This window comes from Paenarthrobacter ureafaciens (assembly GCF_004028095.1).
GTDB classification, from domain to species: domain Bacteria; phylum Actinomycetota; class Actinomycetes; order Actinomycetales; family Micrococcaceae; genus Arthrobacter; species Arthrobacter ureafaciens.
The window spans coordinates 1,246,626-1,269,890 of sequence record NZ_SBHM01000007.1; the positions used below are offsets into that span (position 1 = coordinate 1,246,626).

24 protein-coding genes are annotated in these 23,265 nt (G+C 63.7%); 8 read left to right on the forward strand and 16 right to left on the reverse strand.

Annotated elements, in window-relative coordinates:
• Window positions 1–4 precede the first annotated feature (4 nt).
• Complete coding sequence (gene treS / locus AUR_RS10075; protein WP_082694619.1) at window positions 5–2,278, forward strand: maltose alpha-D-glucosyltransferase; 2,274 nt, start codon at window positions 5–7, stop codon at window positions 2,276–2,278.
• Between the two features lie 86 nt (window positions 2,279–2,364).
• On the opposite strand, the gene AUR_RS10080 is transcribed toward treS, so the two are convergent.
• A complete protein-coding gene (locus AUR_RS10080; protein ID WP_062098820.1) occupies window positions 2,365–3,054 on the reverse strand; it encodes a hypothetical protein in 690 nt (229 codons plus the stop codon).
• Window positions 3,051–3,578: an RNA polymerase sigma factor gene (locus tag AUR_RS10085; protein ID WP_069696566.1), complete on the reverse strand. Its 528-nt coding sequence runs from the start codon at window positions 3,576–3,578 to the stop codon at window positions 3,051–3,053. The genes AUR_RS10080 and AUR_RS10085 overlap by 4 nt, the downstream gene beginning before the upstream one ends.
• Before the next feature lie 300 nt (window positions 3,579–3,878).
• Here AUR_RS10085 and AUR_RS10090 point away from each other — a divergent pair, with 300 nt between their 5' ends.
• Entirely contained in the window at window positions 3,879–5,141 is a 1,263-nt protein-coding gene (locus AUR_RS10090) for a helix-turn-helix transcriptional regulator (RefSeq protein ID WP_062098822.1), read from the forward strand.
• Between the two features lie 2 nt (window positions 5,142–5,143).
• On the opposite strand, the gene AUR_RS10095 is transcribed toward AUR_RS10090, so the two are convergent.
• The 3 genes from AUR_RS10095 to hxlB form a co-directional block, all read right to left on the reverse strand.
• Window positions 5,144–6,130: a glucose-6-phosphate dehydrogenase assembly protein OpcA gene (locus tag AUR_RS10095; protein WP_082694613.1), complete on the reverse strand. Its 987-nt coding sequence runs from the start codon at window positions 6,128–6,130 to the stop codon at window positions 5,144–5,146.
• Between the two features lie 81 nt (window positions 6,131–6,211).
• Window positions 6,212–6,835, reverse strand: coding sequence for a 3-hexulose-6-phosphate synthase (hxlA, locus tag AUR_RS10100; RefSeq protein ID WP_062098824.1), 624 nt, complete (start codon window positions 6,833–6,835; stop codon window positions 6,212–6,214).
• A 52-nt stretch (window positions 6,836–6,887) separates the two neighbouring features.
• Window positions 6,888–7,490, reverse strand: coding sequence for a 6-phospho-3-hexuloisomerase (gene hxlB / locus AUR_RS10105; protein ID WP_062098826.1), 603 nt, complete (start codon window positions 7,488–7,490; stop codon window positions 6,888–6,890).
• A 201-nt stretch (window positions 7,491–7,691) separates the two neighbouring features.
• Between hxlB and AUR_RS10110 the strand changes: the two genes are divergently transcribed.
• From AUR_RS10110 to AUR_RS10120, 3 genes are read left to right on the forward strand one after another with little or no spacing between them, the layout of a single operon-like run.
• Window positions 7,692–8,054 carry a metal-sensitive transcriptional regulator gene (locus tag AUR_RS10110; RefSeq protein WP_021473288.1) on the forward strand — a complete coding sequence of 121 codons (363 nt, stop codon included), beginning with the start codon at window positions 7,692–7,694 and terminating at the stop codon, window positions 8,052–8,054.
• Between the two features lie 49 nt (window positions 8,055–8,103).
• Entirely contained in the window at window positions 8,104–8,337 is a 234-nt protein-coding gene (locus AUR_RS10115) for a heavy-metal-associated domain-containing protein (RefSeq protein ID WP_021473289.1), read from the forward strand.
• An 8-nt stretch (window positions 8,338–8,345) separates the two neighbouring features.
• Entirely contained in the window at window positions 8,346–10,733 is a 2,388-nt protein-coding gene (locus AUR_RS10120; RefSeq protein ID WP_062098829.1) for a heavy metal translocating P-type ATPase, read from the forward strand.
• 23 nt (window positions 10,734–10,756) lie between these two features.
• Here AUR_RS10120 and AUR_RS10125 read toward each other — a convergent pair whose 3' ends face one another.
• A complete protein-coding gene (locus AUR_RS10125) occupies window positions 10,757–11,029 on the reverse strand; it encodes a DUF2277 domain-containing protein (protein WP_062098831.1) in 273 nt (90 codons plus the stop codon).
• Window positions 11,030–11,189: 160 nt separating this feature from the next.
• Here AUR_RS10125 and AUR_RS10130 point away from each other — a divergent pair, with 160 nt between their 5' ends.
• A complete protein-coding gene (locus tag AUR_RS10130; RefSeq protein ID WP_021473292.1) occupies window positions 11,190–11,453 on the forward strand; it encodes a WXG100 family type VII secretion target in 264 nt (87 codons plus the stop codon).
• A gap of 47 nt (window positions 11,454–11,500) precedes the next feature.
• On the opposite strand, the gene AUR_RS10135 is transcribed toward AUR_RS10130, so the two are convergent.
• Window positions 11,501–12,499, reverse strand: a complete 999-nt coding sequence (locus AUR_RS10135; RefSeq protein WP_206616237.1) for an EamA family transporter — start codon at window positions 12,497–12,499, stop codon at window positions 11,501–11,503.
• 89 nt (window positions 12,500–12,588) lie between these two features.
• Here AUR_RS10135 and AUR_RS10140 point away from each other — a divergent pair, with 89 nt between their 5' ends.
• Window positions 12,589–13,137 (forward strand): CGNR zinc finger domain-containing protein, encoded by a 549-nt coding sequence (locus tag AUR_RS10140; protein WP_128397137.1) that lies wholly within the window; start codon window positions 12,589–12,591, stop codon window positions 13,135–13,137.
• 58 nt (window positions 13,138–13,195) lie between these two features.
• Here the strand turns inward: AUR_RS10140 and AUR_RS10145 are convergent, their stop codons facing one another.
• The 4 genes from AUR_RS10145 to aztD all read right to left on the reverse strand — a co-directional run bounded on the left by AUR_RS10145 (window position 13,196) and on the right by aztD (window position 17,019).
• On the reverse strand, window positions 13,196–13,543 hold the full coding sequence (locus AUR_RS10145; RefSeq protein ID WP_021473295.1) for a hypothetical protein: 348 nt from the start codon (window positions 13,541–13,543) through the stop codon (window positions 13,196–13,198).
• Between the two features lie 73 nt (window positions 13,544–13,616).
• Entirely contained in the window at window positions 13,617–14,189 is a 573-nt protein-coding gene (locus AUR_RS10150; protein WP_241650903.1) for a hypothetical protein, read from the reverse strand.
• Between the two features lie 9 nt (window positions 14,190–14,198).
• Window positions 14,199–15,539 carry an MATE family efflux transporter gene (locus AUR_RS10155; protein ID WP_062098838.1) on the reverse strand — a complete coding sequence of 447 codons (1,341 nt, stop codon included), beginning with the start codon at window positions 15,537–15,539 and terminating at the stop codon, window positions 14,199–14,201.
• Between the two features lie 190 nt (window positions 15,540–15,729).
• Window positions 15,730–17,019, reverse strand: a complete 1,290-nt coding sequence (gene aztD, locus AUR_RS10160) for a zinc metallochaperone AztD (RefSeq protein ID WP_062098840.1) — start codon at window positions 17,017–17,019, stop codon at window positions 15,730–15,732.
• Window positions 17,020–17,315: 296 nt separating this feature from the next.
• Between aztD and AUR_RS10165 the strand changes: the two genes are divergently transcribed.
• Window positions 17,316–18,290, forward strand: a complete 975-nt coding sequence (locus AUR_RS10165; protein WP_062098842.1) for an acyl-CoA thioesterase — start codon at window positions 17,316–17,318, stop codon at window positions 18,288–18,290.
• Between the two features lie 28 nt (window positions 18,291–18,318).
• Here the strand turns inward: AUR_RS10165 and AUR_RS10170 are convergent, their stop codons facing one another.
• The 5 genes from AUR_RS10170 to AUR_RS10190 all read right to left on the reverse strand — a co-directional run bounded on the left by AUR_RS10170 (window position 18,319) and on the right by AUR_RS10190 (window position 23,191).
• Window positions 18,319–19,074 carry a ZIP family metal transporter gene (locus AUR_RS10170; RefSeq protein WP_062098845.1) on the reverse strand — a complete coding sequence of 252 codons (756 nt, stop codon included), beginning with the start codon at window positions 19,072–19,074 and terminating at the stop codon, window positions 18,319–18,321.
• A gap of 50 nt (window positions 19,075–19,124) precedes the next feature.
• Window positions 19,125–19,781, reverse strand: a complete 657-nt coding sequence (locus AUR_RS10175) for a GntR family transcriptional regulator (protein WP_021473301.1) — start codon at window positions 19,779–19,781, stop codon at window positions 19,125–19,127.
• A 111-nt stretch (window positions 19,782–19,892) separates the two neighbouring features.
• Entirely contained in the window at window positions 19,893–20,903 is a 1,011-nt protein-coding gene (locus tag AUR_RS10180; RefSeq protein ID WP_062098847.1) for a transketolase family protein, read from the reverse strand.
• Window positions 20,900–21,790 (reverse strand): transketolase, encoded by an 891-nt coding sequence (locus AUR_RS10185; protein ID WP_021473303.1) that lies wholly within the window; start codon window positions 21,788–21,790, stop codon window positions 20,900–20,902. The genes AUR_RS10180 and AUR_RS10185 overlap by 4 nt, the downstream gene beginning before the upstream one ends.
• Window positions 21,791–21,853: 63 nt before the next feature.
• Entirely contained in the window at window positions 21,854–23,191 is a 1,338-nt protein-coding gene (locus AUR_RS10190; protein ID WP_062098850.1) for an MFS transporter, read from the reverse strand.
• Between the last annotated feature and the right edge of the window lie 74 nt (window positions 23,192–23,265).

The following is a 23,265-nucleotide window of genomic DNA, read 5'->3' on the forward strand; positions in this document are numbered from 1 at the left end:
CGGCATGAAGGATGCTGCCGGAGATTCCACAGAGCTGAATGAGTCATCGAACGGCACAAGCGGGGAAGAGACGGTAGAAGAAACCGAAGTCCCGGAAGTCTCCTTCGACGAGCAGTTCTACCCTGCGCGGCCCAAAGCGCTGCGGCCCGTAGCCCGCCGTCGCCAGTTTTTCGCCGCGCGCCCCTCCCTTGAGTTCGACGGGCTGAACAAGACATACGTTGATTGGCTTCGCAACCAGTCGATGCTGGGAGATGCCAACACCATGGCGCGGCAGTTGTCAGGCCAGGCGAGCATGTGGCAGAACGCCTATGCCCGGCCGAACCCGCGGGCTGCCGTGGAGAAGGCCCCGGTCTGGTTCACGGCCTATCCGCTTTCCTTCATCACCAAGGAAAAGCAGTCCTTCCTCGCCGCCCTGGGGGACCCCGAACTGTGGGAGGCATTCCGCGAGATCGGCATTCGGGGCCTGCACACCGGACCCGTGAAACTGGCCGGCGGCATCAGTGGCTGGTCCCAGACGCCCAGCGTTGATGGGCACTTCGACCGCATCAGCATGGCAATCGATCCCGCCTTCGGGACGGAAGAGGAATTCCGCCGGATGTGCGAGGTGGCAGCGGACCACGATGGCACTGTCATTGACGACATCGTTCCGGGCCACACCGGAAAGGGCGCCGATTTCCGTCTCGCCGAGATGAACTTCCGGGACTACCCCGGCATCTACCACATGGTGGATATTCCCGAAGAGGACTGGCACCTGCTGCCTGATGTTCCTGAGGGCAAGGACTCGGTCAACATCAGCCCCGAGGCTGAACAGGCGCTGCAGAAAGCCGGCTACATCATTGGCCGCCTGCAGCGTGTGATCTTCTACGAACCGGGCGTCAAGGAGACCAACTGGAGCGCCACGCGTCCGGTGGCAGACACCACGGGCAAAATCAGGCGCTGGGTGTACCTGCACTACTTCAAAGCCGGGCAGCCCTCGATCAACTGGCTGGACCCGACGTTCGCAGGAATGCGTTTGGTTGTGGGCGATGCCCTTCACTCGCTGCTTGACCTCGGCACGGGCGCGCTCCGCCTTGATGCCAACGGATTCCTGGGCGTTGAAAAGAGCGCCGAAGAGCAACCGGGCTGGTCTGAGGGCCACCCGTTGTCCGAGGCCGCCAACCAACTCATCGGTTCCATGATCCGCAAAGTAGGCGGGTTTTCGTTCCAGGAACTCAACCTCACCATCGACGACATCAAGGCCCAGTCCGAGGCCGGCGCCGATCTGTCCTACGACTTCATCACCCGCCCGGCCTACCATTACTCCCTGGTCACGGCGGACACCGAGTTCCTCCGCCTCACCCTGCGGCTGGCCATGGAGATCGGGGTTGACCAGGCTTCATTGGTCCATGCCCTCCAGAACCACGATGAATTGACGTACGAGCTTCTGCACTTCGCTGCCGGCCACCGTGAGGATGTGTTCGAGCTCGGCGGCGAGGAACTGACCGGCGCAGAGGTGGCGGAGAAAGTTCAGCAGACCCTCCGCGATCGCCTCACCGGTGAGAGTGGCCCCTACAACGCGCTCTTCACCACCAACGGCATCGCATGCACCACCGCGAGCTTCATCATGGCAACCCTCGGCATCCCGGACCCCGAGGCCATGACGCCCGAGCAGGAGGCACAGGTTCGGGACGTCCACGTGCTCATGTCCATGTACAACGCGCTCCAGCCGGGCGTCTTTGCCCTGTCCGGGTGGGACCTCACGGGCATCATCGCCCTGCCGCGCGACGTCGTAGGCGAACTGACCGCGCAGGGCGACACCCGTTGGATCAACCGCGGCGCCCACGACCTCATGGGCACCCGCCCGGATGCGGCCAAGTCCGCGGCAGGGATGCCCCGCGCCCGGAGCCTCTATGGTTCATTGCCGGAGCAGCTCAAGGATCCCAACTCCTATGCGCGCCGCCTCCAGGAGATCCTGCGGGTGCGCGAGAGCTCCGGCATCGCCACGAGCGTACTCCTGGATGTGCCGGAGGTCTCCAACCGCGCCCTCCTGGTGCTGGTCAACCAACTCGGCGACGGCAGCCTCGAGGTCACGGTCCTGAACTTCTCCGACCAGGAAATCGCGGGCAGCATCCAGTCCCCGCATTTGGTCCCCGGTTCAGTGGTCCATGACCTCTTCAGCAGCGAGGACGTCGGCCATGTGGACGACCTCCACAGCTTCTTCCTGGAGCTCGGCCCGTACCAAGGCACCGCGCTGGTACTGCGGGAACCGGAACCTGCCGAGGAGGAACAGGCAGAGTAAGGGCACGACGGCGGTGGGCGGCGGCGGTTTCCAGGCGCCGCCGTCGCGGTTTCCTGCGGCCACTCTGGAAGGCGCACCTCCGGGAGTCAGCGGGTGGAGTCCCAGCTCTGAACCAGGAAAGCCGAACCACGGGGGGCGCACTGCCCCTCATCTACCTCGGCGGAACCGCCTCCGAACACGAAATCGTCGCCAATGGTCAAGGTCGCGCCGTCGGGGAAGACCACTCCAGAGTCGATGATCCTGGTCCCCGAAGGGAAAATGAGGCTGCCCTCGCTGCCGTCGGTATAGGTGCTCACAAAACACCCGGCCGCGTTAATGCCGAGCTTTCCCGGATTGGCGGCGTCCATGTGGAAGTCAGCTTCCGGGTCATTGGCGACCGCGGCTTTATTGCCATTGCCGCCCGTGACGATGTGGTTGTCGAAAGTCGGCATGCGGCCCGTGATCTCCGGCAACGGAGATCCGGTCTCCTCGGTTGCGACAGTCTGGGTGGCCGCGGGAGCCGGCTGCTCCGCTGCCGCCACAAACACTCCGGAAACAGCAACGCCGGCAATCACGGCCGCCGTCGCCGCCACCAGGCCAACTCCCGCCACCAGTCGGAACCGCCGAGAGGACGACTGATTGTGGAAATCTTCAACGGAACCTCCCGCAGTGAGTTGCTCCGCGTCAGAGAGGATGACTGCGAGGCTCCTCTCCCGGCTCTTGGCCAACTCCGCCTCCGTCACCGCCAGGGCCGGGTCGGCCGCGACCAGTCGTTCCAGGTCCTGCTTGGTACTCATTGTGTGGATTCCTCTGCAGCATGGTCGGTCAAAAGCATCCGGCTGAGTTCTTTACGGGCCCGGTGCAGTCGCATCCGGACGGCCGCGGGAGTCAGCCGAAGCAGTTTGGAGATTTCGGTAGAGCTGAAGCCATCCCAGTACGTCAGGAGAAGAACCTCGCGTTCCTCTGGCTTGAGCATGTCCAAGGCCTCACGGACGCCCGGATCGTGGGTGTCCGGCATGTGTGTCCGCTGCATCTCCAGCAGCTTCGTGAGGTTGTGGGAGCGAAGGTTTGCCCTGTAGTGGTTGCGGAGGACGTTCCGGGCTATGCCGAACACCACCGGCACGGATAATTCCTGGTCACGACTGCATTTCTCCCACGCGATCCTGAACACCTCCGCGGAGAGATCCTCTGCGGTGGACGCTTCCTCCGTCCGGCGCCGAAAGTACCGGTAGACCTGGTCGTGGCAGGCAACGTGGGCCGCCAGGAACTGCTTTTCCCGGGTCGGCTCCACACGACCCCCTTGATCCGTCTCAACGCTCATAGCCGGTTAATGTCCGGCAGTCAGAAGAATGTAACCAGTTTTGCTGAAGGGCACGGGATCCCGTGTGCCGTCACCACCTACTTTGAGTTGCGCACCCCGCCCACTTGCCAGCTTTCACGGCGTGTCTGCCCAAGTTCAGGCCAAAGTGGGTCGTGACGGTACACCTTGCGGTAGTCGCCCACGCACAGGGCACGACGGCGGAACGCGTCTAGGTGCCGACGCCAAGTTTGGCTACACTTTCGGGCAGGATGTGTCAGTACCCGGTCGCCTGTCCGACTGACGAAACAACAAGGACATTTCATGCCTGAGCCCGAACTTCCGTGGCCGTTGCTGCGCGCTGTGGCTGCACTGGCCGATGCGCCCTTGGCGGAGATTGCCGAGCGGCTGCGGGATGCCCTTCTTCCAACGTTCGGCTGCAGCGCCTTGGTGATCTTTACCGAGGATTGCACCGGCCGGCCGCAGAAGAAGGCGGGCGCCGAGGAGATCACTTCCCGCGTGTCCATTGCAGAGCTTGACGTTCTCCGTGGTGCGCTGCCCGACGAGGCACCCTGGCTCGGGGAAGCCGATATCGCAGGGCAAGCCCGGCAGGTACTCGCCCTACGGCATGGGCCCAGCAATGCCCTTCTTGTGTTGACGGATCCCAAGCCTGCAGAACCGGAACCCGGATTCGGACTGTTGGAGTACCTGTGGGACCTCACGGCCAAGCGCATACGCGAAAAAGTCGCGGATGCACCGCCGTCGTACTTGCTTGAATCACGGGCGGCCTCGGCCGAGCGGGTCCGGGTCACGGCGGAACTGACGGACCTCCACTCGACCACTCTGGAGACCTTGCTCGCGGCCTTGCGGTCGAACGCTTTGGACGATGCAACCGCCCGAACGACTGCCACGAACCTCGCAGCGAAGGCCTTGGTGGCGCTCCGTTCATACAGCGACCGCACCACCGATCTGGTGGAAGAACCGGTTGTCAGGGCTTTCGAACGCCTGCGCGAGGACCTGCGCCCGTTGACGAGTTTCAGCGGAATCGAAGTCCAGTTCATCGAACCGCCGCTCAATGGAAGGGCGCTGCCGGGCGAGGTCGCGCATGCGGCCCGGGCCATTGTCCGCGGGCTGGTGCTGGCAATGATGGAACAGCCGGAGGTGCGCCGCGTCCGCACGCAATGGGATTGTGACGGCGAGAACCTGCTGATCAACGTACGCGACGACGGCGGTGGCGCACTGACCACTGACGACCCCGGCATTGCGAGGCTGGACCGCCGGGTCCAGGCCCTCACGGGTCAGATGCGGATGGATGTCATGTCCGGCTGGGGCGCGGACGTCTTCGTTTCGCTCCCGCTGGACCTGCCGACGCGGCCGCCCGGAGACGTTGCCGCGTGGAACCTTGCCGCGCGCGAACTGGAGGTGCTCCAACTGCTGGCAGCAGGGCACCGCAACCGCACCATCGCGTCGTCCATGGGGATCAGCGAGAATACCGTGAAGTTCCATGTACGGAACCTTTTCAAGAAGCTCGACGTCGGTTCGCGCACCGAGGCGATCGCACTGGCCCACAGCCGGGGCATGCGGTAAGGCTAACCGACCCTCACCAAAGCGTCATCCCGCCTGTCCGCCCCGCTGAGAAGGACATCCTCGGCGCTGGCCTGGACGTTAGTGAACGCCTCGAAGCTGCGCACCGTGTCCCCGAAGACTTCGTCGGGGTCGAGCCGGCGGAGTTCTTCTGCGAGGCAGTCCCTCAGGCTGCGGCGTGGGAGGGCGATGCGTTGTGCGGGCTGGCCTGGCTGGACGAGTTCGACGATCGAACCCCGTTCCCTGGTCAGGCTGATGGTCCCGGATGGCGTGGCAAGGTGGACCCCAACGATGCCCGTTCCTGCCTGGCTGGAAACGATCGCCACGGGAACCCGAAGGGCGCGTCCCAACCAGCTTCCGAGCAGCAGGGTGCTTGGGGAATCGCCGTCGCCTTCCACCGTCACTGCGGTGACCTCAACGTCGTCGGACTGCTCCAAAGCCGCAGCGAGTTGGATGCGCCAGTTTGTCAGTCGGGTCCAGGCGAGGTCGGTATCGCCGGCTTTGTAGGTTCGGCGGATGTTCTCCAGGGCCTGGGCAGGGTCCGGTTCGTTGGCCGAGTCAGTGATCCGGCGGTGCGCGATCGCTCCGATGGAGGTCTCGCACGCGGATTCGGGTGCCCCGTTCGGCCACCAGGCCACGATCGGGGCGTCCGGGAGCAGCAGCGCAGCAACCAGGGATTCGCTTTCGTGCGCCATCTGCCCGTACCCGCGCAACACGATCACCTCCGACGCGCCTGCATCGCCACCGACCCGGATCTGCGCGTCCAACCGGTTCGGGGCCTGCGCTCCGGCGTCGGCCAGCACGATGATCCGGCAGGGGTGTTCCCGGGAGGCTTCGTTCGCGGCCTCGATGGCTTCTTCTTCCTGCCCGGACTTGGTCACCACCACCAGCGTCAGCACCCGCCCCAGCGCGATCACCCCGCCCTGCTCACGCAACGAGGTGATCTTCTTGGAAATCTTCGAGGTGGTTGTATCGGGAAGATCTACGATCATGGCCTTCTCCAGGTTCGTCCGATATGCGAAAGGTGGCGCCCCGCAGTCCAGCTGCGGGGCGCCACCTTGGTGCGGAAGGAATCAGGCGATGGCTGCGCGCAGCTGCTTTGCGGCCAGCGCAGGATCCTCGGCGGAGTAGATGGCGCCACCGGCGACGGCGACGTCGGCTCCCGCCTTCTGCACGTCGGCGATGGTCTCCAGCTTCACGCCGCCGGCGACGGAGAACGGAACGCGTGCTTCAGAGCCGGCGCGCAGCAGGCCGTTGAGGTCGAAGCCGGGCTTGGCCTGCTCGTCCAGGCCGGCGTGCATTTCAACGAACTTCGCGCCGAGGGCACGGACTTCCCGTGCACGGGTGACCTTGTCCTCGATGCCAATGAGGTCAACCACAACGCCCTTGTTGTGGGCCTTGGCGGCCTTCACGGCACCGGCGATGGTGGAATCGTCCGCTGCGCCAAGGACGGTGACCAGGTCGGCTCCTGCCTTGAAAGCGATGTCGGCTTCGAGTTCGCCGGCGTCCATGGTCTTGAGGTCGGCGAACACGATCTTGTCCGGGTGGGCGTTCTTGACGGCAGTGATGACCGGCAGGCCTTCGGCCTTGATCAGCGGCGTGCCGAGTTCAATGATGTCTACGTACTCGGCTACCTGGCCGGCCAGTTCGAGGGCGGCTTCGGTGGTCAGGAGGTCGATGGCAACTTGGAGCTTCATGGGAAGGGACTACTTTCTGTTGTGGTTCTGCTGGAGGGAAATCGGGGTGGCTTTACTCAAGGTTCGCGTGACGCAACCACAGCTCTTCAGCGGGTTGCGCGTCGTTGTCCCAGAGGGATTGGAAGATGGTTTCAGTGGCCAGGAAAAGTGCCTGCTCGAACAATGAGCCGGAGTACTGGCGGGTGACGGCGGATCCGTGGTCGGTCTTCTGGGCCGCCGGGATGACCACCACGGAATCAGCCAGACCCGCCAACGGGGAGTCCGGGTTGGTGGTGAACGCTGCGATCCGGGCACCCGCCCGTGCAGCAGTCTCCGCGGCCTTTACGACGCCGGAGGTCGTTCCGGAGCCGGACGCCACCAGGAGGAGATCGCCGGAAGCGATGGCAGGAGTAGTGGTGTCTCCGGCAACGTGGACGGTGAGGCCAAGATGCATCAGCCGCATGGCGGCCATTCTGAGGACCAGCCCGCTGCGACCGGCTCCTGCCACAAAGATCCGCCCGGGGTGTGCCAGGTGGCTGGCTACCCGGGCCAGCTGAAGTTCGTCGATCTTGGCCGCGGTCCCCGTCATCTCGTCAGTGATGAGGGAGAGGTTCCGCACGATATCGGACGAAGTCGTTGATGCAGCGGTCGTGCTGGCGCTTGCTGGCGGGTTCACGGGTTTTCCCTTCGATTCGGTCCCGGCTCCGGGAGTCTGCGGAATGCTTGCCTGCTGACAACCATGTTTCCGAATCAAAAGGGGTAGGGTAACGCTATTTTTTGACGGTTCTGCCCATCCTTAAGGATGGGTTGGCCCTTTGGGGAAGATACCCCCTGGGGGTACTTGCTTTATACCCCTGAGGGGTATACGTTTGATCCCATGAACACGGCAGACCTGAACTACCCGGGATCAGACCTCCCTGCACTGGAGGTTGATCTTGGGCCCACCACCCATGGGTACACGGGCAACAAGGATGCTTATCTGAGGCGCCTGAAACGTATTGAAGGCCAAGTCCGCGGCATCGCGAGGATGGTCGAAGAGGACAAATACTGTATCGACATCCTCACCCAAGTGGCCGCCGCAACCAAGGCCCTTCACGCAGTGAGCCTGGGGCTCGTTGAAGAGCACATCGGCCATTGTGTTGTGGGGGCCGCTTCCGAGCCCGATCCCCAAGCCCGGGCGGAGCAGATCGACGCCAAAGTCAAGGAAGCCACCGATGCCATCGGCCGCCTGCTGCGGTAGCCGGTCAAATCCGCACTACCCCATTCAACCCACCACCAAGGAGCACTTCATGAGCCAGACAATCCAAACCAACGTCAACGTTTCCGGCATGACCTGCGGGCACTGTGTTTCGAGCGTGAGCGAAGAACTTGAAGCACTCAACGGGGTCGAGGAAGTCTCCGTTGACCTGAACCCCGGTGGACTGTCCACCGTGACCATCACCTCCACAAGCGAGCTTTCACCGGCTGAAATCGGTGAAGCGGTCGCAGAAGCCGGCTACGTGGTGGTAGCCAACCAGGCATAGGAGTTCCCTTGACCAACCAGGAGACGTTCCACAAGCCCGATACCCGGGTAGTTGAACTGGACATTGAGGGCATGACGTGCGCGTCGTGCGTCAATCGCGTAGAACGGAAGCTCGGCAAGATCGAAGGCGTCGAGGCCACCGTCAACCTTCCCCTGGAGTCAGCCCACGTCACCGTCCCGTCGACCGTCACGGACCAGCAACTCGTAGACACGGTCAACGCCACGGGCTACAAGGCCACCATCCGCCAAGTACCAACCCAACAACCTCGCCACTCCGTCGAAGTGGGGGACATGCAGCAGCATGCGTCCAAGCGAGGTACGGGCGAGCATGCAGAGCATGTCGCCCACAGCGACGACTTCGGCGCACAGGGGGCCCACGCCGCACATGGCGAGGCTCCTCACAAGAACCACATGGAGCATGGCCCGGCTGCATCAACCCTGTTTCCCCGTTTGATCCTGGCAGCCATCCTCACGGTCCCCGTTTTCGCGATTTCCATGATTCCGGCCTTCCAGTTCCCCAACTGGGGCTGGGTTGTGGCCGTGTTGGCACTCCCGGTGGTGAGCTGGGCTGCGTGGCCGTTCCACCGTGCCGCAGCCATCAATGCCCGGCACTTCGCGTCCACCATGGACACCCTTGTCTCCATGGGTGTGATTGCGGCCTACTTCTACTCCGCCTGGCAGTTGTTCGCAGACCCGCGGATCACCGAGCATCCGGGCATGGAGGGCATGTCCGGCGGGCTGTACTTCGAGGTCGCCGCAGTCGTCACCACGTTCCTGCTCCTCGGCCGCTACCTGGAGGCCAACGCCAAGGCGAAGGCAGGAAATGCCCTCAAGGCCCTGCTGAACCTCGGCGCCAAGGACGCAACCATCCTCGTGGACGGCAGGGAACAGAAAGTTCCGGCGGACCAGCTCCAAGTGGGGGACATCTTTGTGGTTCGCCCTGGTGAGAAAGTCGCCACTGACGGCGTCGTAGCGGAGGGTTCTTCCGCCGTCGATGCATCCTTGGTGACCGGCGAATCGGTTCCTGTCGAAGTCGGACCGGGAAGTCCCGTCACCGGCGCCACCATCAACGCATCCGGGCGGTTGCTGGTCCGGGCCACCCGGGTGGGGTCGGATACCACCCTCGCGCAGATGGGCCGCTTGGTCAGCCAGGCGCAAACGGGCAAGGCGCCCATCGCCAGGCTCGCAGACCGCATCAGTTCCGTGTTCGTGCCGATCGTCCTGATCATTGCCGTTCTGACGTTTGTACTGTGGGTGGTTTTCAGCGGAGACCTCAACGCGTCGTTTACTGCCGCTGTGGCAGTTCTCGTAATTGCCTGCCCCTGCGCCCTCGGCTTGGCCACTCCGGTGGGCCTGCTGACCGGAACCGGCCGCGGCGCCCAGCTGGGCATCCTCATCAAGGGCCCCCAAGTCCTTGAAGACACCCGCCATGTGGACACCATCCTCCTGGACAAGACGGGCACCGTGACCAGCGGCAAGCTTGCCGTGGACCATACTATTACGCTCAACGGCCAGGCCGAAGAGGACGTGCTGCTGCTTGCCGGCGCCGTTGAGGCCGCGTCGGAACATCCCATCGCCCACGCCATAGCTGCCGCCGCCAATGAAGCAATGCCCGACGCCGGCCTCATGCCAGGCGTGGAAGGCTTCACTTCCGCTCCCGGAGGTGGAGTCAAGGGCACCGTTGCGTTGAACGGCGCCCGCAAGTCGGTTCTTGTTGGCCGCACCGGCTGGCTTGAGGAGAACGGCGTGAAGCCCACGCCAGCCCAGCAAGAAACCTTCGCGGAGCAGGAACGTGCCGGAGCAACGGCCATCTGGGTCGCGTTGGATGGTCAAGCTGCGGGAATCGTGAGCCTGACTGACACCATCAAGCCCGGTTCAGCGGACGCCATCCGCAAACTCAAGGAGCTTGGGATCCGTCCCATGCTCCTGACCGGAGACAACGCGGCCGTGGCCGCTCAGGTTGCCGACGCCGTCGGGATCGCACCGGATGACGTCTTTGCCGGTGTCTTGCCGGAAGGCAAGGTCGAAGCCGTCAGGAAGCTCCAAGATGCCGGTGCCACCGTTGCGATGGCAGGAGACGGCGTGAACGACGCTGCCGCATTGGCCCAGTCTGATTTGGGCATAGCCATGGGGTCCGGTACCGATGTCGCCATTGAAGCATCAGACCTGACCGTCATGGGGAGCGACTTGAACCAGTTGGTGCAGGCCATAGAGCTTTCACGGAGGACCTTGTCCACCATCAAGACCAACCTGTTCTGGGCGTTCTTCTACAACGCGATCGGCATCCCGGTGGCTGCCCTTGGCTTGCTGAACCCGATGATCGCCGGCGCGGCCATGGCAGCCAGCTCCGTCCTGGTTGTCGCGAACTCGCTCAGGCTGCGTTCCTTCGGGAAGTAACGCCACCCAGTAGCTGGCCCGGGCTAGGTCGTTCCAAAGCGGACGGCGGCCCGGGCCTTGGCCTTGGCCGCTTCCTCTTCGCGGTTCTTCGCGGGGCCGTGGCTCACCATCGAATCAAGCAGGTGCTGCGTGATGTGTGCGATCTGGTGGACAGCCTCCGCGAAGGCCTCCTCGTTGGCCTTGGACGGCTTGGTGGAGCCACTGATCTTGCGCACATATTGAAGGGCAGCAGCCTCAACTTCGGCCGACGTGGCACGCGGTTCAAAGTTATGCAGGGTCCGGATATTTCGGCACATAAACCCATGCTAGCCATGGGCAGGGCTCTATGGGGAGGGGTGCCCATCGACCGTCCCGCGATTCCCGGGATAGGTTTTATTCATTGGATCTTCCGGATGAGCCGGAGGCCGCTGGGGATGCCGAAGAGCTCGGGTCCGAAAAGAATGAAGGAGATATCTCATGGCTATTTGGGGTGCAGACGTTGATCAGCTTCGCCAGCTCGGTAACAAGCTGAAGGCCGGCGCAGAGACCATCGAGCAGCAGCGCTCACAGCTGAAGGGCGCACTGGACGGCACCGACTGGAAGGGCCCGGACGCTGACAAGTTCCGCGGCGAGTGGGACAGCCAGCACGCTTCCAGCCTCAAGAAGGTTGCCGACGCACTTCGCGACGCCGGCGCACGCGCTCAGAAGAACGCCGAGCAGCAGCAGCAGGCTTCCAACTAAGACAGTTGGGAAAGGCCCGGACGCCACAGCGTCCGGGCCTTCGCCTTTCAAGGACCAGGGACCGGCTCGACGTCGTTCGCGTGGTCAAGGACGCGCTCCGCCACCGGGTCTACTCGGGCAGCCCGCTTGTCGCCCCGCAGTTCATCCACCCGGACCAACACCACACCGCCCACAATCAGCAGGCCGCCCAGCAACTGGATGGATCCGGGCAGTTCGCCCAGCAGCAGCCAAGCCCACAGCACGGCGAAAAGTACTTCCGTCAGGGACACGAACGACGCCACCTTGGATCCGAGGCTACGGGCAGCCATGATGCCGGAGACGTATGCGAGCACGGTTGCCAGGATCACCAAGCCGCCCACCGAAACCCACCACGGGGTCTCCCAGGGTCCGAGCGAGGTGTTGGCCGTGCTGAACGTCATGGGCAGCAGGCCCACGGCTCCCACCAGCCACATGACCACCGCGCCCACAACCAGGCCACCCGAAGCCAGCACCAGCGGCGGCAAGGTGTCATTCTCCTTGGCAGTGATGAAGAAATAGATGACAAGGCACACGGCTGCGGCCATGCCCCACAAGACACCGATGAAGTCCACCTTCACGGAACCGGTCAAGTCCAGCACCAGCACCAGCCCCGCCAGGGAGAGCAAGGCTCCGGCAGAAGTGAGGGCGCGTGGCCGGCGTCGGCTGGAAATCCAGAGCCACAGGACGATCATCACCGGCGCCAGGTACTCCAGCAGGAGCGCAACGCCCACAGACAGACGTGCCACTGCGTTGAAGTAGAAGAGCTGGCAGCCGGCAACGCCGATCAGGCCGAAAAGCAGGATGGTGAGCCAGTTGTCCTTGAGTTGGTGCCAACGGTCGCGAAGAACCACGACGGCGGGAATCAGCAGGATGAGGGCAGCGCCACTGAGCCGCACGGCAACGGCGGCCCCGGGAGACCAGCCGGTCTCCAGCATCGACTTGGCGAAGGATCCGGAAGTGCCGAACACTGCCGAGGAAATGATGGCGATGCCAAGTCCGGATGCCAGGAATCCTTTTGCATCAGCCATGGTCCTTGTTGCTGACACAGCAGCCTCCTGTCAGGAGTAAAGTGGGCTTATGGTCATGACAGTACTCCCCCAGCATGTAAGGAGTCAAAGTGCTTTTTGCGCCTGACACCGAGGTTGCCCTCCGTAGTGTCGTCAACCTGATCAACACCGCCGCCAATGGAGAGGACTCGCTGGCCACCGTCGAGGACCTTGACGCTTTCCTGGATGCCGAAGGCTTCTCCGGTTCGCGCACCAGAACGGCAGCTGAGTTGCGCAGCGTAAAACGCCTCCGGGGTGAGCTCGCAGCACTCTGGAGCGCCGATGAGGACACCGCTGCCAAAGCCATCAACAAACTCCTCGCCGATGCCAAGGCCCTCCCCCAGCTCGTCAAGCACGATCAGTGGGACTGGCACCTCCACGCCACCACCCCGGAAGCTCCGCTGGCGGATCGCATGGGCACGGAAGCCGCCATGGCAATCGTCGATGTGATCCGGAGCAAGGAGATGGAGCGGATGCGCCTCTGCGCAGCGGAAGACGGCGACGCCGTGGTCCTGGACCTCAGCCGCAACCGTTCAAAGCTCTACTGCGACACCGGAAATTGCGCCAACCGGACCCACGTCGCAGCGTACCGGGCCCGGAAAGCCGCCGAGGGCGACTAGCCTTCACCCCACCGCAACAAAAAAGCGCTCCCCCATCAAACGGGAGGAGCGCTGGAACCTAGTGTCCGCCGTCGTGCGTTTCCGGCGTATCAGGCGAGTCCGGCGAACCCGGACGGCCCTGCGGCCGCTTGGAACTGAGGTTGACGCCCGAACCCTTGCCGAGGTGTTCGGCATTCTCCTTGTAGCTCATGGACAGCATCGCAGCCACCACGAGGCTCACAATGAAGGCGATGCCGGCGCCGGTGAAGGCGAGGTCGAACCTCGGAGCCTTTGCGCTGCCGCCCGAGGCGAAGATCAGTACGGCGACGAACGCCAAAACGGCAAAGAATGCGGAGAAGACAAGCGGTCCCTTGACCGAAGTCCGCATCTTGCGCGGTTCTCCTGGTGTCTGGTCAGCCACGGTCATTCCTCCAATAATGGCGGCTTCTAAGAGCTGCCGCCGGTCTGCAAAGTTCTACGATCAGTAGAACGTCCAGCTACTAGTTTACGGCCTCGGGTGACGAGCCGGGTGCAGAGGGTCCGGAGGACGTCTTGGCTTCGTGACGCAAGGTAAGCCCCGAGAGAATCCACAAGACCCCGCAGATGATGGCACCGCCACCGGCCACACCCAGGAGCGCATGGGCGCCCATGGAAATGAAGAACGGCAGCACCACGGCCGTACCCACGGAGACTACGCCGGAAATCAGCCAGTCCCGGGCGAGGTCGTCGCGCTTCCGGACGCCGCGAGTCAGTTCGGAAACCCCCAGAACCAGCAATGCAACGACGGCGGAGAGTGCTACGCCGACGTCGGACCGGGTAACCATCGCGCCGATGCCGCCCAGGGCGATAACCGCCGGAACGAACACGGGCAGGGTCCGGAACATCCACACTGCCCCCGCCGTCGCCAGCAGATACAGGCCCATCGCCCAGGCAAGCCCCTCGCCGGAAGGGTTGCTCCAGAACGCCGTGGCCAAACCGAACGCCAAACCGATTGCGGCGCGGAGCAGCACGGGCTTCCAAGGCGTGGGCCTGGAGGCAGAACGGGGCTGGGCGGCATTCGCTGGGAGAGTCACGCGTCCAGTTTAGTGCGAACCGAGGACCATCCACCGATCCGTCCGCGCCCGAAGGCCAAGAGTCACCCCGCGCGCCAGCATGTAGCCCAGCGCGAAGGCGAGCCACAACCAGACCAGCCCCGCCGCGCCGTCGGGCCTTGTCAGGTACACCGCCGCCAGGAGCGGCAGATAGACAGCAAGATTTACGACGCCGGCAATCGCCAGATAGCGGGCGTCGCCGGCACCGATCAGCACGCCGTCAAGGACGAAGACGTAACCGGCGAGGGGTTGGCCGACGGCCAGCACCCACAAGGCAAGAGTGAGCGCAGACCGGACTCCCGCGTCCGAGGTGAACAGATAGCCGGCAAACGGCGCCACCAAGGCCAGCAACACCCCGGTGATCACGCCGAAGCCCAAGCCCCAGCGAACCATGGTCCGTGTCAGTTCACGGGCCCGCCGGGCGTTCCGGGCTCCCAGCTCCTTGCCGATCAGGGCCTGGGCTGCAATCGCCAGGGCATCCAGCGCAAACGCCAGGAAAGAGAAGATGGTCATGGCCAACTGGTGGGCTGCAAGGTTGACCGCGCCCTGTGCCGTGACAACCACAACGGTGGCGAGGATGGCCACGCGGAGGCTGAGGGTGCGGAGCATGAGCCACGAGCCCACTTTGGTCATGGCGCGGATGCCGTGCCAATCGGGCTTGAGGGAAACGTTGCAACGCTGGGCATTGCGTCCGACAAACACCAGGTAAACCGCGGCCATAGCCCACTGCGCGATGCTGGTTCCGATCGCGGAACCAGCCACGGAAAGGTTCAGCCCATACACCAGGAACCAGTTCAGGGCGATGTTCAGCGCGAACCCGGCAGTGGCCACCACCAGCGGAGTACGGGTGTCCTGTAATCCCCTCAGCACACCTGTTCCGGCAAAAACCAGGAGCATCGCGGCCAGGCCCGGCATGGACCAGCGGAGATAGTCGACGGCGAATCCCTGCACGTCTCCGCTCGCGCCCATGAGACCAACCAGCGGCTCGGCGAAGATGAAGCCGAGCACCGCGAGCGCCACGCCAAGCAGAAGAGCCAGCCATACGCCGTCGCGCCCTGCCGCCAAAGCCCTGCCGAGCTTTCCGTCGCCGATCGCGCGGGCGACTGCCGGCGTCGTCGAATATGCCAGGAAAACCATGAGCCCAACCGCGGTGTGCAGAACCGTGGAGGCGAGTCCCACACCGGCCAACTGGTCGACGCCCAAGTGCCCTACGATCGCCGAGTCGGCCAAGAGGAACAGGGGCTCGGCGATCAGGGCGCCGAAAGCGGGCACGGCTAGCCGGAGAATTTCCCGGGCATTGGAACGGCTGGGGGCGGTTGTGGTTTCAGGCACTCATCAAGGGTAGATGCTCCCCCAAACCCCCGACGCTCTATCACATCCCACCCTGATTGCCCCGACGCTCTATCACATCCCACCCCCAAACCCCCGGCGCTCTATCACTCTCTTTAGGGGAGTGATAGAGCGTCGGGCTGAAGGAGGCAGGATGTGGAAGAGCATCGGGTGAGGGTGGAAAGGGGAGAGATCAGCCCGTGACGCCCGTGAGCTCATTCGGCACGTGCTCAAGCTGGGCCGATCCCGCAACCTTCCCGCTGGAAAGGTTCACAGCGCGGATGGTTCGCGTCGCAGGCTCTGTGACGAACGCCGTCGAACCTTGAACGAACAGGGTGGGCCGCGGGTCCTGCCAGGTTTCCGACTCTTCCCATGCAGCCACCACAGGGATGTTCTTTTCCACAGCGCCCGTCAGCGGGTTGATGACGCGCAAACCGCCGTCTGTTCCCAAAACCAGCGCTTCGCCTGCGGGTCCCCGGCCCAGCGAGCGGAACGAATAGCTGGTCCCGATGTCCACGAGTCGCAGCGATGCGGAGTCGGTATTGACCAACGAGATCCTGGTAGGACGCTCCAGCTTCGCACCCTTATCCACCTTGTAGTCACCGAGGATCACGGCAGATTTCTCCGAGCCCGCCTGGTTTCCCATCCGGCCGTAGGCATCCGGGCTGGGCACCTTGGTGATGACGCCGTCCTTGTAGATCAGCATGCCGTCGGTGCACCCCACCGTCACGGCTTCACCGCCAGCCATCGCTTCGCCATGCACGCCCGGGCAATCCTCATTGCGCGCAATTTCCCGGCGATCCTGGCCCTTGCCCGCCGACAAAATGGCGATCCCCTTCCGACTTTCCTCATTGCCGAGCGTCACCAGCATCTTGCCGTCCTCAAGCTCGACGGCGACACCATGGTGAGGCTCGGGCGTCGTGTACTGGTCGGTGGCAGGCAGTTCGCTCTCTTTTGTGAGGTCGGCAGAAGCGAAGCTCTCCACTTTCCCGGAACCGTCGCTGAAAAGGACGGTCCTGCCGGCGTGGGTAACCACGTGCCCTGCTTCGTCGGCGTCGAAGGAGAGCCCGGTCAAGGCGGGGTCGGAGACGTAGTGGTGGCTATGGTCGCCGTGCGCCTCGGACCAGGCACCGGAGTCCAAGACACGGAAAGCGTCCCCCGTTGAGATGAGCACATGCCTGCCGTCACCCGCCGCGTTCAGCCTATTGAAGCCTTCCAGCTCCACGCCGCCGACCGGCTTCAGGGTCTTTGCGTCCAGAACGGCCACGCCGCCGTCGTGGGTGTAAACGAGGCGAGGAGCGGGACCGGGCGCCTCCTTGGTGGAGGCTGTGGACGGGCTTGGTTCCGGCGCCGCACCTGCTTGGTTGCCGGGCGCCGCGCAGGCGCCAAGCAAAGTGGCGGAAAGCCCGACGGCGGCAACCGCCCGCAGACGGCGGCGCGTGGTTCTCGAGGGCAGGTCGAAGGAGGGTGTGATTGATGACATGCGTTAATATTAATGATTCTCAATTGCATCGCAACTGCAGTGTCACCTACTGCCCGACACCCCAGCCACCCCCCAATCCCCCGGTTCCTCTATCACTAAACCCATCGATCTCCCGGTTCCTCTATCACTGCCTTCAAGAGAGAGATAGAGGAACCGCGAAAAGGCGCCGGGAGACGATAGAGCAACGGCGGGGAGACGGCGGGAGACGATAGAGGAACGGCAGAAAGGGGGGCGGGAATTGATAGAGGAACGACTCAGCCACGTAACAGAAACACGCCAACAGTAAACTTCGAACCATGAGCGAGTCCCCCGCGAATTCCGTGACCCTCCGCTTCCTCGCAGCCCCCATGGACGTGGGCCACAGCGGCTCAGTCGATGCCGGCACCGTCCTTGAGTGGGTGGATAAGGCGGCGTACGCAGCAGCTGTCGGCTGGGCAAAGTCCTATTGCGTCACGGCGTACGTGGGAAACATCCACTTCGCAGATCCCGTCAACAGCGGCGACATGGTTGAGGTCACCTCCACGATCGTCTACACCGGCCGCTCGTCCATGCACATCCACACGACCGTGAGCTCCCGGGATCCCAAGGGCGGCCCGGAGACAATGCACAGCCAATGCATGGTGATCTTTGTTGCGGTGGGGCCCGACGGAAAGCCGATCCCCGTTCCGCAGTTCGAGCCATCCACACCCGCCGAAATCGAAGCACGCGAACATGCCCTTGCCCGCATAGATGTTCGCGAACAGATCGTGAACGCAATGAACGCCCAGGAATATACCGACGCCGGAACCGCGGAGCGTGTGACCCTGCGGTTCATGGCGTCCCCCACGGACGTGAACTGGGGCGGAAAAGTCCACGGTGGCATCGTGATGAAGTGGATCGATGAAGCCGCTTATGTCTGCGCGTCGCGGTACTGCGGAAAGGACACGGTTGCTGTGTTCTCCGGAGGTGTCCGCTTCTACAGGCCTCTCCTCATTGGCCATGTGGTGGAAGTGGAAGCCCGTTTGGTCTACACGGGCGCCAAAGGTATGCACATTGCGGTACATGTACGTTCGGGCGATCCAAAGACCCGGGAGATGAATCTGACCACGTACTGCCTGACCGTCATGGTGGCCCGGGACGAGGCCGGTACCGCAGTTCCCATCCCTGCTTGGGTTCCGGTCTCCGAGGAGGACAAGAAGCTGCACGCCCACGCGCGCGAACTGCTGGAAATCCGGGGCAGGGCACCTGGAAATCGGCTGCCGGACCATCTGTTGAACGCGGGGGGCCAGTGACCAGCGAACTGATCGACTGCGAAAGAGGCTAGCCCCCGAGTTCGCTGATCGTGAAGGCTGTCAGGAAGCCCAGCGAAGCAATCAAGCCGCTCAGCAGGTGATGTTCCTCGAAGGCTTCCGGAATCATGGTGTCCGCGAGCATTGCCAGGATGGCACCGGCTGCGGTGGCCGTGATGAAGGCAATGACTCCTGCCGGTGCGTTCTCCAGTGCCGAGTAGCCGATCAGTGAGGCAATACCGCACAGCACGGCGATACCACCCCAGACTCCGAAGACGTAGGCGGCGCTGCGTCCGGATTTCTTCATGCCCGCGGTACTGGAAAGACCTTCCGGGACATTGGAGATAAAGACAGCTGCGAGCATTGCCGGGCTGACGCCTCCCCCGGTGATCAGCCCCAGGCCCAGAACCACGGATTCCGGGATGCCGTCCAGGAGGGCACCGACGGCGATCGCGGTCCCGCTGCCCGGCGACTCTGCTTCGCTGGGCTGGTGGCCACCCGAGCGTTTCCGGTGCTTGGCTCCCCGGCGGGCCAGCAGGAAGTTTGCTCCCACATAGACGACCGCGCCAGCCAGGAACCCGAAGACGGTCGGCCATAGACCCCCGCCACTGACGGCTTCGTCCACCAGGTCAAAGGCTAACGCGGAGATGAGGACGCCTGCCCCAAAGGACATGACGGATGAGACGATTTTGGGCGGGATGGACCATTTCCATGACAACGCCGAGCCGAGCACCAACGCGCCGCCGGCGATCGTGCCCCACATCAGGGCCTGCATCCACATCGGCAAATCCGCGCCCTCCTCAGTAATCCATCAACTCACGGATTCACCGAGCCTACCTAGCCCACCAGGTTTTCGGCGGCACCGTCCATGTGTCCGATGATGGTCTCGCGCGCCTTGGCAGCGTCTCCGGTTTCGATGGCGGCCACAATATCGTGATGCCGTCCGACGCTCATGTTCCTGGTGGCACGCTCCAAACCGGCGAACATAATGGACATCCGGATGGAGCCTTCCAGCGATTCCCACTGATGGAGCAGCGTTTCGTTCCCGGAAAGCCGGCACAGCGTCCGGTGGAACTCGAGGTCGGCTTCGATCTGTTCCTCGAGTGAGAGCTTTGCGGCGTTACCCATGTTCTCGACGGCGGCACGCAGTTCAGCGAGGGCGGCCTCCTTGTCCGGCATGTCGCTCAGGGTACGGGCAGCGAGCGATTCGAGGACGCCCCGGACCGCGAAGATGTCCCGGATTTCCTTGACGTCCAGGTGGCGAACGGAGAGCCGGCCGCGCGCCCCGGCAGAGACCAGCCCTTCCTGCTCCAACTGCCGCAGCGCTTCACGGAGGGTTCCGCGGCTGATCTGGAGCATCTCGGAGAGTTCGGTCTCTACGAGGTGGCGGCCGGGCTCCAGTTCCCCGCTGGTGATGGCACTCCGCAGAGCGATGAGCGCCTGTTCGCGCAAGCTCTTCTTTTCCAGTCCCAGCAGGGATGCGGTTAGGGCCATGATGTGTCCTCAATGTGTACGGGCGACTGCCAACAGTCCGGTGTTAACAGTTGATACTACGGGCAGGGGCACAGGACCGGCAGTCCTGCGCCCCCTCTTGCGGGTAGGTTCTTAGCCCAGTTCGGCCAGGACCTTGGCAACGATCCTGTCGACGGAGAGTCCGTAACGCTCATGAAGCGTCGGCAGCGCGCCGGCGTCGAGGAACTGGTCCGGAAGCGCGATGGGCACCACGCGCTTGCCCAGACCGGCGGTTACGACGGCGGAGGCGACGGTTTCGAACAGACCGCCAACAACGGTGTGGTTTTCCAAGGTGACGGCGAGTCGGTCCGTGTTCAGTTCGGCGAGGACAGTCGCGGAGTCGAACGGCTTGATGGTGGGGGTATGAACCACGGCAACGTCAACGTTGTGCTTGGCCAGGGCGTCTGCCGCTTGCAGGGCCCGCATGGTCATCAGACCGGAGGAAACGAACACAACGTCGTTGCCGCCGCGCAGCACTTTGGCTTTGCCGAGTTCGAATGTGTAGTCGTACTCATCCAGCACCGTGGGAACGTTGCCCCGCAGCAGGCGGAGGTAGGTGGGCCCTTCCGAGGCTGCCAGCTGGGGAACGGCCTGCTCAATGTCGACCGAGTCGCAAGGGTCCACGATGGTGAGGTTGGGCATGCCGCGGAAGATCGCCATGTCCTCGGTTGCTTGGTGGCTGGGACCGTAGCCGGTGGTCAACCCCGGCAACCCACCGACGATGTTGACGTTCAGGTTCGGCTCGGCGATGTCCAGGCAGAGGAAGTCGTAGGCACGGCGGGCTGCGAACACGGAGTAGGTGGAGGCGAAGGGGATCATGCCGGTCTCGGCCATGCCTGCGGCGGCTCCAAGGAGGAGCTGCTCGGCCATGCCCATCTGGAAGAACCGCTCAGGGAAAGCCTTCGCGAAGATATGCATGTCCGTGTACTTGCCGAGGTCTGCCGTCAGGCCCACAATCCGCTTATCAGCCTCGGCGGCGGCAACCAACGCGTGACCGAACGGGGCGGAGGTGGTCTTCTGGCCCGGGTCAGCGAAGGAAGCGATCATCGCCGACGTCTTCAACTTGGGCATTGCGGCCGAAGCCGCTGCGGTGACTGTGCTCATGCTGATGCCGTCCCTTCGTATCCTGCGGTCAGCTGCTCGCGGCAGATCTGCCATTCGTGTTCTTCGATGCGCATGAAGTGCGCCTTCTCGCGCGTCTCCAGCAGCGGCACCCCGCGCCCAACCTTGGTGTCGCAGAGGATCACGGACGGCTGCCCGACCGGTGCCGAAACTGCGGCGATGTTGTCGAACGCTGCCAGCAGCGCACCGACGTCGTTCCCGTCCACGCGCTGGGTGTACCAGCCGAACGATTCCCACTTTTCGGTGACCGGTTCGGTGCGCAGCACCGTATTGGTGGCGCCGTCGGCCTGGAGGGCGTTGATGTCCACCATGGCTGTCAGGTTGCCCAGCTGGTGGTGGTGTGCGCCCATGGCAGCTTCCCAGGTTGAGCCCTCATCCAGTTCACCGTCGGAAAGGAAGTTGATGACGCGGTTGGAGGAACCCTGCGCCCGGAGGCCAAGAGCCATCCCGACGGCGATGGTCAGACCGTGTCCCAGCGAACCACCGGAGATTTCCATGCCCGGGGTGTAGGTGGACATCCCGGACATCGGGAGGCGGGAATCGTCAGAGCCGTAGGTTTCGAGTTCAGCCACGGGAACGATCCCGGCTTCGGCCAAGGCCGCGTAGTGCCCAATCGCGTAGTGCCCGGTGGAGAGCAGGAACCTGTCACGGCCCTCCCAGTGCGGATCTTCGGCACGGTACGTAAGCTGGTCGGCGTAAACGGCGGCGAACATGTCCGCTGCACCCAAGGCCTGGCCGACGTAGCCCTGGCCTTGGACCTCACCCATGTTCAGGGCGTGGTGGCGGATGCGGTAGGCGGCAGCGCGGATGCGCTCCACGCGGTCGGCGGCCGGCAAAGCGGGCGCTGCTTCGACTGATGGAATAGTCACGGGAATCCTTCCGGGGTCGGGCGTGGACCGATGGGGAGAACACGCCCGACGTCGAGTGGTTGCTTAGGCGGTTACCGTCTGGGGATTTTTGCTGGCGGCTTCTTCGGCGAGCCGGCGCTCACGCTTGCCCCAGGTTTCCTTGGTGACCAGGGCGGCCCAGAGACCGATGGCTCCGTAGATGCTGAAGAGGGCTGCGGGGCCCATCCAGCCGAAGCTGACGAACAGCAGGGTGGTGATGAACGGGGTGAACCCGGAGACCATGGCGGAGATCTGGTAGGCGAGGGATGCGCCGGATGAGCGGGTCTTGGCTTGGAACAGCTCGGGGAACCAGGCACCCTGGGCGCCGGCGAGCGAGTTCTGGCATACGGCGTAGGCGATCACGATGGTGGCGATGATAAAGATGAACATGCCGGTGTTGACCAGGAGGAACATCGGGATGCCGAAGGCCACGGCGAAGGCCGTTGACCAGATGTACACGGGACGGCGGCCGACCTTGTCGGTCAGCTTGCCCCAGGCGTAGGTGGCGAAGATGCCGATGGCGGCTGCGATGCAGAGGGCCACCAGGGTCTGGGTCTTGTCGGCCAGCTTGGTGCTGTGGAGGTAGGAGATCATGTACGTCACGGAGACGGCGTAGCCGGCGGTTTCGGCGATGCGGAGGCCGATGCCGCGGACGATGTTGCGCCAGTCGGTCTTGATGACCTCGACGATCGGGGACTTAACAATGTCGCCCTTGGTCTTGACGTCTTCGAAGACCGGGGACTCGGGCACCTTGGAACGGATGATGAGTCCTACGGCGACCAGCAGGATGCTGGCGAGGAACGGTACACGCCAGGCCCATTCGCTGCCGAGGCCGACGCTGAAGAGGAAGACGAGGTTTGCCAGCAGCAGTCCTACGGGGAAGCCTGCCTGCACGATGCCGGTGAACTGGCCCTTCTTTTTCCACGGTGCGTGCTCGTAGCTCATCAGGATGGCACCGCCCCATTCGGCGCCGAATGCCAGGCCCTGGATGATGCGCACGATCACGAGCAGTGCGGGAGCCAGCAGGCCGACCTGCTGATAGGTCGGGAGGAGGCCAATAGCGAAGGTCGCCAGGCCCATCAGGATGAGGGAGGCAACGAGGACGGGCTTACGGCCAAGCTTGTCGCCGAGGTGGCCGCCAATGATGCCGCCCAAAGGACGGGCAGCGAAGCCAACACCGAGTGTCGCGAAGGACGCCAACGTACCGGTCACCGGATCGGCGCCGGGGAAGAATGCCGTACCAAAGTACAGTGCGGCAGCGGTGCCGAACCCGATGAAGTCGTAGGTTTCGATGACTGCGCCGACGCCCGAACCGACGGCGACTCGCTTGGCTTCCTTGGTTCCATGAACCGGACCACGCATGGTCAGAGCATCATTGCTCATTGCTTATTCCCTTTCGAAGAGTGGGCTGCATTCCGCAACACCACTGTCGACAGTCAACATAATACCTCAACTGT

What these genes read in the sequence shown, in the direction of transcription:
- AUR_RS10190 (WP_062098850.1), bottom strand. Translation starts at nt 23,191, where the DNA reads ATGAGCAATGATGCTCTGACCATGCGTGGTCCGGTTCATGGAACCAAG.
- AUR_RS10145 (WP_021473295.1), bottom strand. Translation starts at nt 13,543, where the DNA reads ATGACCGTGGCTGACCAGACACCAGGAGAACCGCGCAAGATGCGGACT.
- AUR_RS10180 (WP_062098847.1), bottom strand. Translation starts at nt 20,903, where the DNA reads ATGAGCACAGTCACCGCAGCGGCTTCGGCCGCAATGCCCAAGTTGAAG.
- hxlA (WP_062098824.1), bottom strand. Translation starts at nt 6,835, where the DNA reads ATGAAGCTCCAAGTTGCCATCGACCTCCTGACCACCGAAGCCGCCCTC.
- AUR_RS10110 (WP_021473288.1), top strand. Translation starts at nt 7,692, where the DNA reads ATGAACACGGCAGACCTGAACTACCCGGGATCAGACCTCCCTGCACTG.
- AUR_RS10085 (WP_069696566.1), bottom strand. Translation starts at nt 3,578, where the DNA reads ATGAGCGTTGAGACGGATCAAGGGGGTCGTGTGGAGCCGACCCGGGAA.
- aztD (WP_062098840.1), bottom strand. Translation starts at nt 17,019, where the DNA reads ATGTCATCAATCACACCCTCCTTCGACCTGCCCTCGAGAACCACGCGC.
- AUR_RS10095 (WP_082694613.1), bottom strand. Translation starts at nt 6,130, where the DNA reads ATGATCGTAGATCTTCCCGATACAACCACCTCGAAGATTTCCAAGAAG.
- AUR_RS10135 (WP_206616237.1), bottom strand. Translation starts at nt 12,499, where the DNA reads ATGGCTGATGCAAAAGGATTCCTGGCATCCGGACTTGGCATCGCCATC.
- AUR_RS10130 (WP_021473292.1), top strand. Translation starts at nt 11,190, where the DNA reads ATGGCTATTTGGGGTGCAGACGTTGATCAGCTTCGCCAGCTCGGTAAC.
- AUR_RS10175 (WP_021473301.1), bottom strand. Translation starts at nt 19,781, where the DNA reads ATGGCCCTAACCGCATCCCTGCTGGGACTGGAAAAGAAGAGCTTGCGC.
- AUR_RS10165 (WP_062098842.1), top strand. Translation starts at nt 17,316, where the DNA reads ATGAGCGAGTCCCCCGCGAATTCCGTGACCCTCCGCTTCCTCGCAGCC.
- AUR_RS10115 (WP_021473289.1), top strand. Translation starts at nt 8,104, where the DNA reads ATGAGCCAGACAATCCAAACCAACGTCAACGTTTCCGGCATGACCTGC.
- AUR_RS10090 (WP_062098822.1), top strand. Translation starts at nt 3,879, where the DNA reads ATGCCTGAGCCCGAACTTCCGTGGCCGTTGCTGCGCGCTGTGGCTGCA.
- AUR_RS10080 (WP_062098820.1), bottom strand. Translation starts at nt 3,054, where the DNA reads ATGAGTACCAAGCAGGACCTGGAACGACTGGTCGCGGCCGACCCGGCC.
- AUR_RS10125 (WP_062098831.1), bottom strand. Translation starts at nt 11,029, where the DNA reads ATGTGCCGAAATATCCGGACCCTGCATAACTTTGAACCGCGTGCCACG.
- treS (WP_082694619.1), top strand. Translation starts at nt 5, where the DNA reads ATGAAGGATGCTGCCGGAGATTCCACAGAGCTGAATGAGTCATCGAAC.